The 16817-nt window shown below is 64.9% G+C and carries 14 protein-coding genes; 8 read left to right on the top strand and 6 right to left on the bottom strand.

Annotated features, from left to right (window positions below; genetic code table 11):
- Nucleotides 1-9: 9 nt before the first annotated feature.
- Nucleotides 10-1497, bottom strand: a complete 1488-nt coding sequence (locus B2246_RS23455) for a YncE family protein (RefSeq protein WP_411860094.1) — start codon at nt 1495-1497, stop codon at nt 10-12.
- 14 nt (nt 1498-1511) lie between these two features.
- Nucleotides 1512-1991, bottom strand: a complete 480-nt coding sequence (locus tag B2246_RS23460; protein WP_286881130.1) for a DUF305 domain-containing protein — start codon at nt 1989-1991, stop codon at nt 1512-1514.
- Nucleotides 1992-2180: 189 nt separating this feature from the next.
- On the opposite strand from B2246_RS23460, the gene B2246_RS23465 reads away from it, so the two are divergent.
- From B2246_RS23465 to B2246_RS23480, 4 genes are all read left to right on the top strand, one after another.
- Nucleotides 2181-2381, top strand: a complete 201-nt coding sequence (locus tag B2246_RS23465; protein WP_008644208.1) for a hypothetical protein — start codon at nt 2181-2183, stop codon at nt 2379-2381.
- Between the two features lie 372 nt (nt 2382-2753).
- A complete protein-coding gene (locus tag B2246_RS23470) occupies nt 2754-3668 on the top strand; it encodes a polyphosphate kinase 2 family protein (RefSeq protein ID WP_008644210.1) in 915 nt (304 codons plus the stop codon).
- A 91-nt stretch (nt 3669-3759) separates the two neighbouring features.
- The gene (locus B2246_RS23475) at nt 3760-6522 is read left to right on the top strand and encodes a cation-translocating P-type ATPase (protein ID WP_286881128.1); all 2763 of its coding nucleotides are present in this window, start codon (nt 3760-3762) and stop codon (nt 6520-6522) included.
- Between the two features lie 36 nt (nt 6523-6558).
- A complete protein-coding gene (locus B2246_RS23480) occupies nt 6559-8166 on the top strand; it encodes an alpha/beta hydrolase (protein ID WP_286881127.1) in 1608 nt (535 codons plus the stop codon).
- Nucleotides 8167-8186: 20 nt separating this feature from the next.
- On the opposite strand, the gene B2246_RS23485 is transcribed toward B2246_RS23480, so the two are convergent.
- The 3 genes from B2246_RS23485 to B2246_RS23495 form a co-directional block, all read right to left on the bottom strand.
- The gene (locus B2246_RS23485; protein ID WP_051705278.1) at nt 8187-8762 is read right to left on the bottom strand and encodes a DUF2478 domain-containing protein; all 576 of its coding nucleotides are present in this window, start codon (nt 8760-8762) and stop codon (nt 8187-8189) included.
- 226 nt (nt 8763-8988) lie between these two features.
- On the bottom strand, nt 8989-10341 hold the full coding sequence (locus B2246_RS23490) for a sensor histidine kinase (protein ID WP_286881126.1): 1353 nt from the start codon (nt 10339-10341) through the stop codon (nt 8989-8991).
- A gap of 2 nt (nt 10342-10343) precedes the next feature.
- Nucleotides 10344-11003 (bottom strand): response regulator, encoded by a 660-nt coding sequence (locus tag B2246_RS23495; protein WP_286881124.1) that lies wholly within the window; start codon nt 11001-11003, stop codon nt 10344-10346.
- Nucleotides 11004-11152: 149 nt separating this feature from the next.
- Between B2246_RS23495 and B2246_RS23500 the strand changes: the two genes are divergently transcribed.
- From B2246_RS23500 to B2246_RS23515, 4 genes are all read left to right on the top strand, one after another.
- On the top strand, nt 11153-11578 hold the full coding sequence (locus tag B2246_RS23500; RefSeq protein WP_008644221.1) for a PepSY domain-containing protein: 426 nt from the start codon (nt 11153-11155) through the stop codon (nt 11576-11578).
- Between the two features lie 113 nt (nt 11579-11691).
- Nucleotides 11692-12159 carry a DUF2271 domain-containing protein gene (locus B2246_RS23505; RefSeq protein ID WP_008644222.1) on the top strand — a complete coding sequence of 156 codons (468 nt, stop codon included), beginning with the start codon at nt 11692-11694 and terminating at the stop codon, nt 12157-12159.
- A gap of 48 nt (nt 12160-12207) precedes the next feature.
- On the top strand, nt 12208-14406 hold the full coding sequence (locus B2246_RS23510; RefSeq protein ID WP_286881122.1) for a PepSY domain-containing protein: 2199 nt from the start codon (nt 12208-12210) through the stop codon (nt 14404-14406).
- The gene (locus tag B2246_RS23515) at nt 14387-15376 is read left to right on the top strand and encodes an FAD:protein FMN transferase (RefSeq protein ID WP_035880960.1); all 990 of its coding nucleotides are present in this window, start codon (nt 14387-14389) and stop codon (nt 15374-15376) included. The genes B2246_RS23510 and B2246_RS23515 overlap by 20 nt, the downstream gene beginning before the upstream one ends.
- Nucleotides 15377-15383: 7 nt before the next feature.
- On the opposite strand, the gene B2246_RS23520 is transcribed toward B2246_RS23515, so the two are convergent.
- On the bottom strand, nt 15384-16715 hold the full coding sequence (locus B2246_RS23520; RefSeq protein WP_286881121.1) for an HdeD family acid-resistance protein: 1332 nt from the start codon (nt 16713-16715) through the stop codon (nt 15384-15386).
- Nucleotides 16716-16817: the final 102 nt, after the last annotated feature.

A 16817-nucleotide genomic window follows, 5' to 3' on the forward strand; every position in this document is an offset into this window, starting at 1 on the left:
GTCCTTGGGCTAGAGCGCCTGCACCTGAACAGGTGCGGCGGGTTTGCCGTTTTCCGACGGGGCGATGACGAGAAAGCGTCGTCCCTCCACGGTGGCGTTGTCCTGCACGATCTGCCGGATGGGGCCGATTGCATTGACAATAGCCGAGCCGGCGGGGTTCGTCATGAACGAGGCGAGCGGCTCCAGCGATCCGGTGCCGTCCGCATGGCGGGCCAGCGCCAGTACGTACGCGTGCTTCGGTTGCAGCCCCGTTGCCGAGGCCTGCAGAACCTGAAGCAGGCCCTGGTCGAACAGCGTCACGCTGGTGGGGGCGTTGTCCGTGGCCACCGGCTTGCCGTTCTCGACACGCAGCAACTTCAATTGCGTGCTCTGGCCAGCCAGGCCTGGCGGCTGCAGTCCTTGTGTGCCATCGCCATCGGGTACCGCATTCGGCACGTAGGCAATCGCCTGCGGCGCCTGACCCACCGGCACGTTGGCGACGACCTGGTTCGTGGCGGTATCGATGACGGCCAGCTTGTCGGCATTCTCCAGTCCGACGTAGATCCGGCTCCCGTCGCCCGACGGCCAGACACCGTGAGGAAGGCTACCCACGGGAATGGTGGCCACCGGGGAGAAGTCGTCGGTGCGGAATACCTTGACCTGGTTCAGGCCGCCGATCGTGACATAGGCAAGCGTGCCCGCCGCCGTGTGCGCGAAGTTGACGTGATTGGTGATCGGGCCCGTCTCGATTGTCCTGATCGGGCGGAACGGAGGCTGTGCCTCGAACACCTGCGTCTTGCCGACGTCTTTCAGCGTGAACCAGACCTGTTTGCCATCCGGTGTGGCCGCGATGTTCGGGCAGAACGGACTTTCCTGCTTCACGCGGCCCACGATCTTGTGGTCGGCCACGCTCACGACCGCCGTTTCCGGATTGAACGACGAGCAGATGTAGCCGTACTTGCCGTCTGGCGAGAAGATCTGCATGCCTGGGCCGTCGGCAACCTTGATGCGGGCGGTCTCCGCGAACGTCGCGGCGTCGAGAACTGCGATGTAGTTTTCGCCGCGCACGGTGATCCACACTTCCTTGCCATTCGGCGTGTAGAACGCCTCATGCGGCGAGCGTCCCACGTAGGTGACATGCTTGACCGCATTGGTGGCCGTATCGATGAACGACACTGAGTTCGACCCGATGGAGACGATCGCGAGCGTGCGATGGTCCGGCGAGAAGCCCATGCCGTGAACCAGCAGCTGGCCGCGGTACAACGGACTCAGATTGCCGGGCGCGGGGTCGCCCAGCCGGATAACACCGAGCAACCGGTTGTCGGCCGGATCGGTGACGGAGACGGTGTTCGAGAACTGTTCGGCCGCGTAGACACGGTCCCGGTGGCTGATGGGCACGTCCGGCGCATTCAATGGGCCAGGGGCCTGGCCGGCAAGGGCGACGCTGGCGATGCCGGCGGCACCGATCATCAACGCGAGGGAAAGCGAAATGGCGTGTCCAAGGGGGCTGGGTTTCATGATCGGGCCTTGCATCAGTGCGCGTGGGCGGAGTGGTCGTGGTTGGCGGGCTGCGACGGCGACGGTGTGGAGGCCACCGGCTGGGTTGGTGCTAGCTGGGTTGGTGCTGGCGCGGACGGCGGAAGCGGCTGTCCAAGCGCCAGCCGCATCGCGGCGATCTCCTGCATCTGATCGACGATGATTTCCTGCGCGATGCGCCTGAGCTGCTCGTTCTTGCCGTAGCGGAGTTCCGCCATGGCCATGTCGATGGCGCCTTGGTGGTGCGGGATCATCATCGCCGCGAAGTCTTCGTCGACATTGCCACTAGGGTGGACCGACATGCCGTCCATCATTCTTGTCATCGCCACTTCGTTCTCCGCCGCGAACCGCTCGGCGTCCGAGCCAGTGGCGGTGGCGGCAAGAGCGGTTGCGGGTGCGGCAGCGGTCAGCGCCGTCAGCAGGAACAGCACCGCACCAATGGCTGGCGGTGTGGGCAGTCGATAGAAGGAGACCATGATTCCTCGCGTCGTTCCATGGGCCCGGAGCGGGCCGTTGTTGGGTAGACGCGGAGAGGGGGGTGCTTATTCCACCTAGGGCGGATTTATTTTTCGGCGGCTCTGGCATCGTTACACGCGATTACCAGCTTCACGTTTCCCCGCGCGGAGTGCCGTAGTATCCTTTTTTCGATTTTCAGGAGGGAAGGAATGATGAAGGCTCTGCTGCTGACGATCGTCTCATGTGCCGCATTGCTGACGGGGTGCGCCGTCGGCCCGTACCCCTATGATGATTCTGCCGCTGGTCCGGGCTGCCCGCCGGGACAGGCGAAGAAGGGCAATTGTCGTGTCGACCAGTACGGGAACGAGTCCTTCTGCCCGCCCGGCAAGGCCAAGAAGGGCCAGTGCTAGCCGCACGCAGGCTCGTCTGCGGAGCCTGACTGTTTTACCGCCGCTCGCTTTCGCCCATCCTCAGCGTGAGGCCACCTTCAAGCTGTCGTGAATCGAGCGAACCCCATCCACGCTGCAAATCGTCTCCAGCGCGATATCGTGCTGCGCCTTGCTTGGCACCGAGCCGCTGCTCTTGACAATGCCGTCCCTGGCAAAAAGTGACAGATAGGGCTTCCGGTTTCCGTGTGACCTGCTACAGTCAATTTAGAGTCGGGACGGGAGCGAGCGCATAGCACTTCGCTTGTCGCGGCTATCGAGCCCTGGAGCCACGTCAGGGCTTTTTTGTTCGTTGGCAGTGCGTTGCCGACGGCCGAAGCTGGGGAGGAGTTGGCAATGCCTCGCAAAGAGATACTGGGCACCCTGGGGAGCTATATCAATCCGTTCCGCATCACGCAGGGCGAGGGGTTCCGTCTGGCGGACTTCGATCCTGCCGATACGCTGGGCTTCGAGATGAAGAAAGGCGAGGCGGCGGACCTGCTTCGCCACGGATCGGAATGGCTGGCGATAGAGCAGGACGTGCTCTACGCGCAGGACTCCTGGTCGGTGCTGCTGGTGTTCCAGGCCATGGACGCGGCCGGCAAGGACGGGACGATCAAGCACGTCATGTCTGGCATCAATCCGCAGGGGTGCGATGTCTTCTCGTTCAAGCAGCCGTCCCATGAAGAACTCTCGCACGATTTTCTCTGGCGATACCTTGCGAAGGTGCCCCAGCGCGGACGCATCGGCATCTTCAATCGGTCCTACTACGAGGACGTGCTCGTGGTGCGGGTGCACCGGCACCTGCTGGAGGCGCAGAAGATCCCGCCGGCACTCATTACCGACAAGATCTGGGACGAACGGCTTGCTGACATCGCCCGCTTCGAGGACTACCTCACGCGGCAGGGCGTGATCATTCTCAAGTTCTATCTGAACCTGTCGTACGAGGAACAGAAACGGCGATTCCTGAAGCGCCTTGATAAACCTAACAAGAGTTGGAAGTTCTCACCCTCCGACGTGCGCGAGCGCCGGCACTGGGACGAGTACATGCAGGCCTACGAGGCGGCGATCCGCGCGACTTCCACCGAGGCGGCCCCGTGGTATGTCGTGCCCGCCGACAAGAAATGGTTCACGCGGCTTGTCGTCGCGGCGGCCGTTGTCGAGGCCGTGGAGAAGTTGAACCTCCAGTACCCCGAGATATCGTCTGACCAGGCGAAGGCGCTGGCGAAGGCGCGTGAGGAACTCGAAGGGGAAAAGAAGGCGGCGAAGTAGGCAAGGAAGCGAAAGCAGGCGGGACATCAGGTAAAGCAGTGCGACGGCGAATGGCGCCGCATGACGGGCGCCGCAACCTGGAGGATGCAAGATGAGTGAAGCGGATACCGTGGTATCAGGCGTGGAGGAAACACCCTGGCACGCCATGACCGCCGATGAGGTCGAGCGGCGTTTCAGTGTCGATCCCTCGCAGGGCCTGGAGGCCGACGATGCCGCCGCGCGGCTGGGTACCTACGGACCCAACCGGCTGCCCCAGGGCAAGAAGCGCGGCGCCATCGCGCGCTTTGTCTCCCAGTTCAACAACATCCTGATCTATGTGCTGATCGCGTCGGCCTTCACCAAGCTGATGCTGAGCCTGTGGCTCGACGCATCGATCATCTTCGCCGTCGTCATCCTCAACTCGTTGCTGGGCTTCCTGCAGGAGGGAAAGGCCGAAGAGGCGCTGGATTCGATCCGCAACATGCTGTCCACCGAGGCACGCGTGTTGCGCGGCGGCGCGGCGCGCCTGCTTGATGCCGAGGAACTGGTGCCGGGCGATGTCGTGCTGCTGGAGTCGGGTGACAAGGTCCCCGCCGATCTGCGCCTGGTGGAAGCCAGGAACCTGCGCACAGAGGAAGCGGCGCTCACCGGCGAGTCCGTGCCCGCCGACAAGACGACGGTACCGATGCCCGCCAAGTCCACCGTGGGAGACCGCGAGAACATGGCGTTCTCCGGCACGATGGTGGTCTCCGGCCGGGCCACCGGCGTGGTTGTGGCAACGGGAAGTCAGACGGAACTCGGCCGCATCAACGAGATGCTTGGGCAGGTCAATCCGCTGGAGACGCCGCTGCTGCGGCAGATCACGAAGTTCGGTTACGTCATCACGGCGGCCATCGGTGTTCTCAGTGTCGTGCTGTTTTCCTGGGGGCACTGGCTCGGCAAGATGACTTTCGTGGAGCTGTTCCAGGCGATCGTTGGCATTGCGGTGTCGATCATCCCGGAAGGCCTGCCCGCGCTGATCACCATCACGCTCGCGATTGGCGTGAAGCGGATGGCCCAGCGCAATGCCATCATCCGTCGTTTGCCGGCGGTGGAGACGCTGGGCTCCGTCTCGCGCATCTGCTCGGACAAGACGGGCACGCTGACGATGATGGAGATGATGGTGACATCGGTCGTGACGGCCGATGCATCGTATGCAGTGACGGGCCACGGCTACGCACCGGAAGGCGCGCTCAGCACGGAGGGCAAGCCGCTGGACGCCGTGCCGTTGCCGCTGGCGCTGATCGGTCGCGTGTCGATGCTGTGCAACGACGCCGAACTCTTCGAGGACGACGGTCGATGGAAAGTGGAGGGCGACCCCACCGAAGGCGCGCTCTATCCGCTCGCCACCAAGCTCGGCATGGACCGCACCGCCGAGGGGGTGGCCGCGCCACGGATCGACGCCATTCCATTCGAGTCCGAGCACAAGTTCATGGCGACGCTGAACCGCTCGGCCGACGGCGAGATGCTGCTGGTAAAGGGGGCGCCGGAGGTGATTCTCGAACATTGCGATCACCAGCAAACCGCGAATGGCGCGGTGCCGCTCGACCGCGCGTACTTCGCGAGGGAGGGAGATCGCATGGCCGCGCAGGGCGAGCGGGTGCTGGGACTTGCCTGGCTGCCAGATCCGGGCCTGCCCCAGGGCGGCCTCGAACCGAAGGACTTGCCGAACACGCTCGTGTTCCTCGGCCTCGTCGGCCTGATGGACCCGCCGCGCAAGGAGGCGATCGACGCCGTGCGGGAATGCCATGAAGGTGGCATCCGGGTGACGATGATTACCGGCGACCACAAGGTCACGGCGGCCGCCGTGGCGGGAATGCTCGGGATCGGCGATGGCCGCACGGCCGTGGCGGGTACCGAGATCGAGGCGATGAACGATGCGGCCCTGCGCGAATGCGTGCGAGAGGTCGATGTCTTCGCCCGCGCCAGCCCCGAGCACAAGCTCAGACTCGTGAAGGCGATGCAGGCCAACCGGCAGGTGGTGGCAATGACCGGCGACGGCGTCAACGATGCACCCGCGCTCAAGAAGGCCGATATCGGCGTCGCGATGGGCATCAAGGGCACAGAGGTGACGAAGGAGGCCGCAGGGATGATCCTCGTCGACGACAACTTCGCGTCGATCTCGGCGGCCGTGAAGGAAGGTCGCACGGTCTACAACAACATCGAGAAGGCGATGCTGTTCATGCTGCCGACGAACATCGCGCAAGGCGCCGTGATCGCCATCGCGATCCTGATCGGGTTCACGCTGCCAATCACCGCGCCGCAGATCCTGTGGGTGAACACGGTTTCCTCCGTCGCGCTGGGCCTGGCCATGTCGTTCGAGCCCCACGAAGCGGACGTCATGGGCCGGCCACCACGCTCGATCGACCGGTCGATCGTTACCGGTTTCGGGGTATGGCGAATTTGCTTCGTTGGCGTGGCGCTCGTCATCTACACACTCGCGGCGTTCTTCGTGATGAAGGCGCATGGCGCGACGGATGAAATGGCGCGAACGGCGGCCGTCAACGCCATCTCGCTAGGCCAGATCTTCTACCTGATCAACAGCCGGCATCTGCTTGAATCCTCGCTATCCGTGCGCGCCCACTCGAGCAATCCGTATCTCTGGTATGGCATCGGTGGCGTTGTGGTGCTGCAGTTGTTGTTCACGTACTGGTACCCGTTCCAGCTGATCTTCGATACCCAGGCACTGACTGTGGAGCACTGGCTATGGCTGATCGCCGGAGGCGTGGTGCTGTTCTTCGTGGTGGAGTTCGAGAAGCTCGTCATTCGATCCTCCCCGCCACTCACCGCATTGGTGACATCGCAGCGGGCCGGCGCGGCCAGGCGCAAGGCCTGAACGCATGTCGCAATCAGCATGGGCCCTGTTCCACAGATGAAAGCGCGATCCCGTCTGACCAGCAAGGTGCGCATCGCCGCGATCGTGCTGGTCGTGCTTGGCGTGGCGCTACTGGCGCTGCGCGCCTATGACGCGACACGGGGGCCGGAGCTGCAGCTCTGGCACACCTATGTGCCCGACGAACTCGGTGCCGAGCAGATCGACCGGTCCGACTGGAGCCGCTATCTGAGGCAGGAAGACGCCCTGTTCGAGCAGGTCAGACGGCACGTCAGTGACCGTCTGCCGCCCGCGGCGCGAATCCCTTCGAACCGCTATTTCGAGGGCAGCCCGATTTACCCGGGGCGCTTCGAGCACGACTGGAACCGTTCGTACGAGATGCGTCCGGCCGGAAAGCCCGTGGGCGCGGTCGTCCTGCTGCATGGCCTGACCGATTCGCCGTACAGCCTGCGGCATATCGCCCAACGGTATGTGGAGGACGGCTTCGTTGCGATCGGCATTCGCCTTCCCGGCCATGGCACGGTACCGGCCGGGCTCTCTGATGTTGAATGGGAGCGCTGGATGGCGGCGACGCGGCTTGCCGTGCGCGAGGCGCGGCTTCAGGCCGGTGCGGATCGTCCGATCCATCTGGTTGGCTTCTCCAATGGCGGCGCGCTGGCGATGAAGTACGCGCTCGATAGCCTTGAAGACCCCAGGCTGGAGCGACCGGCCCGGATTATCCTGATCTCGCCGATGATCGGCGTGACCCGCTATGCGCGGTTCGCCGGGCTGGCCGCGCTGCCAGCATTGCTGCCGCCCTTCGAGAAGGCTGCGTGGCTCGGAATCGTGCCCGAGTTCAATCCATTCAAGTACAACTCGTTTCCCGTCAATGGGGCGCGGCAATCCCATCGGCTGACCGTCGCGTTGCAAGACCAGATTGCGCGCGTCGCGCGCGAGCGCGGGCTGCAGGACCTGCCTCCCGTGCTGACTTTTCAGTCGGTGATCGACTTCACGGTGAGCACCCCGGCAATCGTCCGACGGCTCTACGCGAGCCTGCCGGACAACGGCAGTGAACTGGTGCTGTTCGACGTCAACCGGCGTGCCAAGCTTGGGCCTCTGATTGATCCGGCGTCAACGCAGGCGCTTGCCCGGCTCTTGCCCGCGCTGCCGGTGAGCTACAGGCTGACGATGATCGGCAATGAAGCGGAGGGGGCGGACGGCGTGACAGCGCGCGTGGTGGACGCAGGCGCCACGGAGGAGACGAAGCGGCCGGTCGCGATGACTTACCCGGCGCAGGTATTTTCGCTGTCGCACGTAGCGATCCCGTTCCCGATGGACGACGAGCTATACGGGATACAACCGATGGATGCAGGCAATCCGCGCTTCGGCGTTTCGCTCGGCGCGATCGCACCGCGTGGTGAGCGCGGCGCGTTGATGGTCAGCCTCGATTCGATGTTCCGGATCTCTTCCAATCCGTTCTTCCCGTACCTGCTTGCGCGCATCGACGAGGTGATCGCCGAACCCGCCCGCGCGTCGGGTGCCCGGCCCGCTGGTGCTCGCCGCGCGGGGCCTGCGGCGCAAGCGAGTTTTCCGGATACCGACCCCGAATTCGATGAGATGCTGCGCAAGGCGCAGGACGTGGAGCTCGATTCGGTGGTGATGCCGTAGCGACGGGCCGATCGCCTGCTTCATGCACGTGCGTGGCGTGCGCGGAGGCCAGCGAACCACAGGTACATGGCCTCGATCGACGGCTGCAGCTCTGTGCCCGAATCGCCCGTGAAGGCGCGCCAGGCCCGAAGATAGTCGTTCGAGACGATGGTCAGCAGCGGAATGCCGGCGGCGGCCACATTCAGCATCTCGGCAGCGAGTCCACCGCCCTGAGCTTCGAGCCCACCGAAACGGTTGGCCACGCAAAGGTCAGGTCGCGCCTCGACGGCGCGGCGCATGGCGACGCTCGCCGCGGCAATGCTGCCTGCATCGACGCAACACGATGTCGAGCCCGAGCCGAGGTTCTGGAACAGGGGGTAGCGTTGGCCACTGTGCTGGTCCACAAGCATCGTGGATGTCTTCTCGGCATTCTCCGCGCGTTCCTGCACTAGCCCGTGAATCCGCAGTCCGGCATGGCGCAGGCCGTCGACGAATCTGGCGAGCAGGCGGTCCGTGCCGGCGTGGTCCGCATGAACGATTGCAGCAATCGGCAAGACGTGTGCCGCGCTATCGCCAGCGTGTCCTGGCTTGGATCCGCTATGGGAATCTTGTGACATTTGTCGTTTCCTATGGCGTTCAGAACGGATAGCGAAAATGGTCGTTGCGGCCGGTCGGGGGAGTGAATCCCGCCACGCAACGGACGCGCTTTGTCAATCGCAATATAGTGAGCTATATGACGCTATCATGCAGAAGCTGGCGAGCAGTTGATAGTGGTTAAACGGAATGAGATTCGCCGGCTGCGGATCTGCTGCCAGACGCCACGGATTCCCGTGGTTGGAGGGATCACCGAGGCGTCATCGAGGCAAGCGGCAAGCCGTCGATCGTGATCCATAAACCATCCGGCCACCCCGGTGCCGGTGAACGCGCGGTAAGCGTGGCGCCAGCCCCGCGAGCAATTGCCTCGACGATGGCCAGCCCGAGACCGCTGCCCCTGGCTGTTGTCGCGCCACGCTCGAATGGCTTCATCAGGCGTGCCAGGTCGTTCTCGGCCAACACAGGCCCGCGATTTGCCACGGTGAATGCCCCCGCCTCCGACAGCGACACCCGCACGGGTTCTCCACGTGCGCCGTGCTTCTGCGCGTTGTCGACCAGATTGCGCACCACGATCGCGAAGGCGTCGGGATCGATCCAGGATTCGACCGGCTTATCGGGCAGGTCGAGCGTGATCGGGTTTGGCGTATGCGCGATGCGCCGGAAGTCCTCGATCACGAGTTCAATCACCGGACGCAAATCCTGCGGCGCGTCACCGAGCACACGCCCGTTCTCGGCCTTCGCGAGCTGCATCAGGCTTTCGCTGAGCCGCGCCAGCGTGCGCAATGACTGTTCGACGTTCTGCACGCGCTCCCGCATGTCGTCGGTCGGCATGTCGGCCTTGAGACGCTGCGTCTGCGCGAGCGCCGCCGCAATCGGCGTGCGCAGTTCGTGCGCGCTATTTGCGGTGAAGCTGCGCTCGGCAGCCAGCGCGCGATCGAGGCGCGCCATCAGGCCGTTGACCGCATCAGCCACCGGCGCGATCTCCGTGGGCAGTCCGCTCTTTTCAAGCGATGTCAGATCGCTCTGGCCGCGCGCGGCGATGCTGCCGCAGAACCGGCGGATGGGCTGAAGTCCCGTCCGGACGATCAGCCAGATGCCGATCAGGCCGACGGGAAGAAACAGGATCAGAACCCTGACGACCGAGAGTGCGGCCGCGACTTTTGCCTGCCGCCGCGCGGCAAGTGGTTCGGCGATCGTCAGGGCAACCGTTCCCTGCAATCCGGGTTCGGTGTAGATCCGATGTGAAAGGGTGGACGAGAATCCCGGCTTCAGGCCGGCCGGAAAGACACTGAGATCGGCGTCATGCGACTGCAGCAGCAGACTGCCCTTGTCGTCGCGGACCACGTAGGTCAGCAATTCGTCGTGGGGCCGCACGGCGGTGACGCGGCTGCTGTCGTCCTCATCGTCATCGGCCTCGCGACGCATGATGTCGGTGAGCGCCAGTGGCAGCAGGCGCTGCGCGGCTTCCTGCAACGCGCTGTCCGACATACGATCGACTTCCTGGCGCAGCACGTGGATCGATGCTGCCGCCGCCGCGCACGCCAGCACGACCAGCCCCGCCACCAGCGCCGCCGAGAGTCTGCCCTGCAGGCTGCGCAGCATCGTCAGTCCCGCCTGAGTCGATAGCCGAGCCCGCGCAAGGTCTCGATGACATCCGCGCCAAGTTTCTTGCGCAGCCGGCTCATATGGACCTCGATGGTGTTGCTGCCGACTTCCTCGTTGAAGGAGTAAAGCCGTTCCTCGAGCCTTGCCCGCGACACGATCATGCCCGGATGCTGGATCAGTGCCTCAAGCAGCGCCCATTCGCTGGCCGTCAGGCCGACGCGGGTTTCGCCGCGCATCACGCTATGCCCGGCCGTGTCGATGCGCAGGTCGCCAAGATTCACCAATGGATTCGGATTACCCGCGTACCGACGCGCCACCGCGCTGACGCGCGCGGACAGTTCGGACAGATCGAAGGGCTTGACCAGGTAGTCATCCGCGCCGGCATTCAGACCGGCAATGCGATTCGACACTTGATCGAGCGCGGTCAGGATGATGACGGGCACGTTCGATCCGCTCGCGCGCAGTTCACGCAGGAAATCAAGGCCGCGGCCATCGGGCAGCAGCAGGTCTAGCAGGATCAGGTCGTAGGTTGCGGCCGAAAGATGTCGGCGCGCATCGGCGAGATTGGCCACGAAGTCGGTCGGATGCCCGTCCTTTTCGATCTGGTCGCGGACGGCCTGCCCAAGCCACGGTTCATCCTCGATGAGAAGAACTCTCATTACGGCTTCCCTGAAGCATGTATCACATGATATTGCCACGCGAACCTGTCGCGAACATGAAGAAAATTCTCTGCCATCGCAAGGTTCGCTTCAGGTTCGCGGCGCATTGTGGCGTCCAAGGAAGCCACACGTAACAAGGAGATGCCGCAATGAAACGCCTTCGGATTGGTATGGGAAAGACCGTCGTGCTCGCGATGCTTGCGCTCGGTGGTGCCACGGTGGGTATTCACACGGTGCAGGCGCACGACCGCGATGACTGCGAGGCGCCGATCAACGACTGGAAGCCGCGCGATGCGGTCCGGGCCATGGCGCAACAGAAAGGCTGGCAGGTCGACAAGCTCAAGATCGACGACGGTTGCTATGAAATCAAGGGCCGCGATAAGGACGGTCAGCGCTTCAAGGCCAAGATTGATCCCGTCACGCTCGACGTCGTGCGCATGAAGCGGGAAGGGGATCACGGCGATCGCGGCGCGGGCAGGACACCGGCGAATGCAGTGGTGAATACAGCGCCCGCGAATGCGGCCACCGACAGTTCGTCGACGCCGGCTACCAAGCCCCAGGTCGAGATCCGCTGAAGCCAACTGCGGATCCACACCGCGTACTCCTCGCCAGCGGCACCGCTCACGCAGCGTGTGTGCCGACTGGCCAGGAACGACGACCCCGCTTTGCACAAATCAGGAGCATTCAGATGAAAGCCGCACTTCCTGTCGCCATGCTTGTGGGCGCGCTCGCCGTGCCGTCACTCGCTTCCGCGCGTCAGGTCTCGTTCGAGACGCAGATGTCCAACTATGGCGGAGACGGTGCCTACGTCGCTCTCTATTTGACCGATAACGCCGGACGCTATCAGCGCACGTTGTGGGTGGCCGGGCCCAAGGCCAAGTATCACAAGAACCTGCGCGACTGGTATCGCGCCGCAGGGGGCGCCGCGAAAGTGGATGGCATCTCCGGCGCCAGTGTTGGCGCCGGGAAGACGTTGCGCGTGACGCTGGATCTGGCGGACACGCTGATCGATGCCGGATATCAGGTGCATATCGATACCGCTGTGGAGGATATGAAGGCGTACCCGTCTGAGGTCGTCGTGCCGCTGACCACATCCGGCGCGAACAAGCCGGTGAACGGCAATGGCTACGTGAAGTCGTTCCGCTATGCCTTGTAAGCAGGGCAGCCACAACAACACGCGATAAAGAAAAAAGGAGGTCCACCGATGCTACGCAAGCTCCATCTGGTTCCAGGACTCGTCGCCGCGTTGCTGATGACGATCCTCGCACTATCGGGCGCGGTGTTGTCGGTGAATCCGGCGTTTGAACGTGTGGATGCCGTTCGCGCGGGCCAGGCTTCGGTTAGCGTGGCCACGCTCGCGAGCCGCGTACAGACGGAAATCCCGGGCGTCGAAGCGCTTGCGCGGCGGCCGTCAGGGACGTTCATCGCGTATCACGAGGTCGACGGTCAGCAGCGCGCCTCGATCATCGACCCTGCCAGCGGCAAGGCGACGGGAGACTATGTCACCTCGCTGGTTTGGCGATGGATGAAGAACCTGCATCGCAAGCTGTTTCTCGGCGACGCAGGCCGGATCGCGGCCGGCGTGACGGCCGCATTCATGCTCCTCGTCACGATTTCCGGGCTGGCGTTGCTCGCGCGGCGCATGGGCGGGTGGAAGCACCTGCTCGGCCCGATCCGCGGCAACGGACTCCAGCGCGTGCACAACGAGACCGCGCGCGTGGCGCTGCTAGGGCTGACGCTGTCGGCGGTGACCGGGCTTGTCATGTCGATGACGACATTCGGGCTGATACCGGAAGGCGGCGGCCAGGACCCTGTGCTCAGTGTGCATGCGGCGGCGGCCCCGGCAATGCCGCTGGAGCGGATGCCCGCGCTGGGTATCGACAGCGCAGACCTGCACCAACTGACATTCGCCCATGCCGATGCCCAGGGCGACGTCATCGAACTGGATACGACCGACGGCGGCGGGTATATCGATCCGGTGACGGGGAAGATGCTCGCCTTCCAGCCCACCGACGGCTGGCAGCGCGCGCAGGCGGCTGTCCGCATGTTGCATACGGGCCAGGGGATGTGGTGGCTCGGGTTGATGCTTGGTGCGTCGTCGCTGTCGGTGCCGGTGCTGGCAGTGACGGGCCTGCTGCTCTGGCTGCGTCGCCGGGGAACCGTGCCGACCTTGGCCGGCAATGTGCCGGCACGCGACGCGGATACGGTGCTGCTGGTGGGCTCCGAGGGCAACACCACATGGGGCTTTGCTTCCGCGCTGCATGCCGCGTTGACCGAGGCAGGCCTGCGCGTGCATACCGCGCCGATGAATGAGCTGGCGGACAGCTATCGTGGGAAAAAGCGGCTGCTGGTCCTGACCGCCACGTATGGCGATGGCGATGCACCCGCGAGCGCAAGTCATTTCCTGTCGAAGCTCAATCGCCTGACGGTCCCAGCCGATACCGACTTTGCGGTGCTGGGATTCGGTGATCGCCAGTTCCCGGCGTTCTGCGGCTATGCGAGCGCGGTGCACGATGCGCTGCTGGGCAAGGGACTGCGGGCCCTTGCCGATCCGGGCACGGTGGACCGGCAGTCGGAGCCGGAATTCCGGCAATGGTGCGACTGCCTGGCCACGACGCTCGGGGTGTCGCTTGATACTCGCTACACGCCGATGCTGCCACCCAGCGTGCCGCTCAAGCTTCTCTCGCGTGAGGACTACGGCGTCGGCGCTGAGGCGATGACCTCGGTCCTGCGCTTCGTCCCGGAGCAGCGTGCCACGCTGTTCCGGCCAGGGCTGCCCACGTTCGAGACCGGGGATCTGCTCGGCATCGTGCCGCCCGGCGCTACGTCGCCCCGGTACTACTCGCTTGCGAGTGGCGCGGCGGATGGTGTGGTGGAGATCTGTGTGCGGCGGCTGCCTGAAGGCGTGTGTTCGACGTACCTCACGGACCTGCGCCCCGGCGACACCATCGACGCATTTATCCGGCCGCACACGCGCTTCCGGCCCGAACCAGGGAATACACCCGTGATCATGATCGGGGCCGGCACCGGGATCGGCCCGTTGATTGGCTTTATCCGGCACAACGCGGCACGCCGGCCCATGCACCTGTACTTCGGGGCGCGCAATGCCGAGGACAGCTACCTGTATCGCGACGAGCTGAAGGGCCTGGTGGCCGACCTGCGGCTGCACGCGCTCACGACCGCGTTCTCACGTTCGGGCAACCGGACCTATGTGCAGGAAAGACTGGTCGCCGATGCGCAGAGCCTGCGCGGGCTGATGGCCCACGGTGCGCAGATCATGGTGTGCGGCGGTCGCAAGATGGCCGAGGGTGTGGCACAGGCGTGGGAGCGAATCCTGACGGACACCGGCTTGACCGTCGCGCAACTCAAAGCGGAGGGACGCTATGTCGAGGACGTCTACTAATCGGTCAGACACGGCGCTCGAGCTCTGTCGCGTCAGCGGCGCGACCATGGGCACCCGCTACACGGCGGCATACTACGCGCCGCCGGGCATGGATGAAGCGGTGCTGGCGGAACGACTCGCCGTGGCGGTTGGCGCCGTGGATGCGCAGATGTCGAACTGGAAGGCAGACTCGGATCTGTCCCGACTGAACCGTGCTGCGCGGGGCGGTTGGGTGCCGGTCTCCAGGAACCTCGCGACCCTGCTTGCGCGGGCGCTGAAGATCGGCAGTGATACGCACAACGCGTTCAACATCGGCGTCGGCGATCTGGTCGACCGTTGGGGGTTCGGACCGTCCGGGATGCCACACGCTTCGCACCCGGATCTCGGTGAGGCGGCCGGCGCAAGTCCCCGCCAGCCAGCAGGAGAACTGCTCGAGGTGGATGTGCGGCTGTGCCGCGTGCGCAAGCTCGGCCCGGTCGCGCTCGATCTGTGTGGCATCGCCAAGGGGTTTGGCGTCGATGAACTCGGGCGTGTGCTGAGCGAGCACGGCATCGAATCCTGGCTGGTCGGCATCGACGGCGAGATGCGCGCGCGTGGGAACAAGCCAGAAGGCACGCCGTGGGCGATCGCCCTCGAGGCCCCGGACTATGAGCGCCGCGCGGCGATGGGCGTGATCGAACTGGCAGATGCCGCCATTGCCACGTCCGGCGATTACCGGCGCTGGGCCGATGTCGACGGCGCGCGCATTTCGCACACGATGGACCCACGTACCGGTGCGCCGCTGGCGGGTGGGATGGCATCGGTCACGGTGGTGGCGAAGACCTGCGCGGATGCCGATGCCTATGCGACGGCGCTGATGGTGCTCGGCGCGCAGGCCGGGCCGGACTACGCGCGGCGGCGCGGCCTCGACGCCCTCTTTATCGTGCGCGATGGCGGGGCGCTGCGCCCGATCGGAACTGGATGCTTTTCCGACGAGGCGCCGTCAAGCTGACGTAGCACTAGCGCGATTCGCGCCCCGAGCGCCCCGAGCGCCGCGCCGCCAGCCCGCTCCACACGGTCGCCCACGCAAAGGGGCGCGGGTCGGCCAACATGCTCATGGCACGCGCGTAGTCGAGCGTCAGGCCCGGCGTCCACGCCATGGTGGCGGCACGCTTGCGCAGATGGGCGGCTACCCACAGCTCCGGTGTCAGCAATAGCCGGAACAGTGGCCACCAGCCGCCGAGCCGCGTCCAGGCGCGTGTGGCGGCGCCCTCCAGCGCGGCATCGAGCGCGCGTGCCACCGTGCTCGAACAGTTCCGGTGCGTCAGGTTGTAAGTCGTGTTCTGCCGATAGTCGTGCCAGAAGTTCCGCAGGCGCTCGGCATCGTAGTTGCGAATGCGAACCTGAACGGTCGACGGGCACCATGCCTTGGATTCTGTCGGGTAGTCAGGCTGGAACCGTCCAGGTACGTTGTTCTCCTGCGTGGCCCGCAGCAGCCGCGTGAAATCGTCTGGCGAACGGTCGATCTCGACGGCCGGGTAGAGGCTGATGTAGATGCCTTCGGGGGATTCCAGCGCGGCGTGCCCCGTCGAGATGACGCCGTCGCGGTCGACGGCGGCGATGTAGCGGTCGATGATCGGCTGATGCTGTGCCTTGGACTTCGCGGAACCTACGGGCGTCCAGACGTGGACGGTCAACGCGCGTTCGTCCGACGCGGGCGGTCCGCTCCACGTCGTCAGGCGCCGCTTGTTCGATTCGGCGCTGGCGGACTCCGGATCCTTGCGCAGGCCGGGGTTGCCGGCAAGCCGGCGCGCGCGCGATGCCAGCAGCAACATGTTCCAGCCGCCGAAGATCAACCCGAGCGCCACGCAGTACGGCACGGTGCCGACATAGTGCGTCGGGTAGGGCTGGATGAAGAAGATGGCCAGGGCGATCTCGATCACGCCCCCCGCCATTGCCAGCCGCCACGTGCGAAAGCGCACCACATGCGCGGAGGCCACCTGCAGCAGGCCATCGGCCAGAAACAGCGCGCCGAAGATGACCGACAGGATCATGTGGCCATGGTGGCGCTCGGCCAGCACGAGGATGGCAGCCACGCTGAAGGCGATGCCCTTGGCGTAGCGCAGCGTACGCTGGCCACCAATGCCGGTCGAGGCCACGGCCAGCGTGGCCAGCCCTTCGAGAAGCAGCAGCCAGGCGAACGGCTGGATCGGGAAATCAAGCTTGCCGTCGAGCGCATCGATGAACAGCACGGCACCGACCGCGATGCTGAGGGCGCCGGCCCAGGCCAGCGCTTTCCAGCGTGTACGCAGGTAATCCACTCCCAACAGCAGCATCAGCAGGCGAACCATTGGCGTCTCCGGCGCGGTGGTACGAATTGTTCGCGGATTCTACCGTCTCTTTCAATGCCCGAACCAGCGTGACGGCAGGGTGGCCGGCGCTGTCACCCCCCC

The organism is Cupriavidus sp. UBA2010 (assembly GCF_002335265.1).
In the GTDB taxonomy this organism is placed as follows: Bacteria; Pseudomonadota; Gammaproteobacteria; order Burkholderiales; family Burkholderiaceae; genus Cupriavidus; species Cupriavidus metallidurans.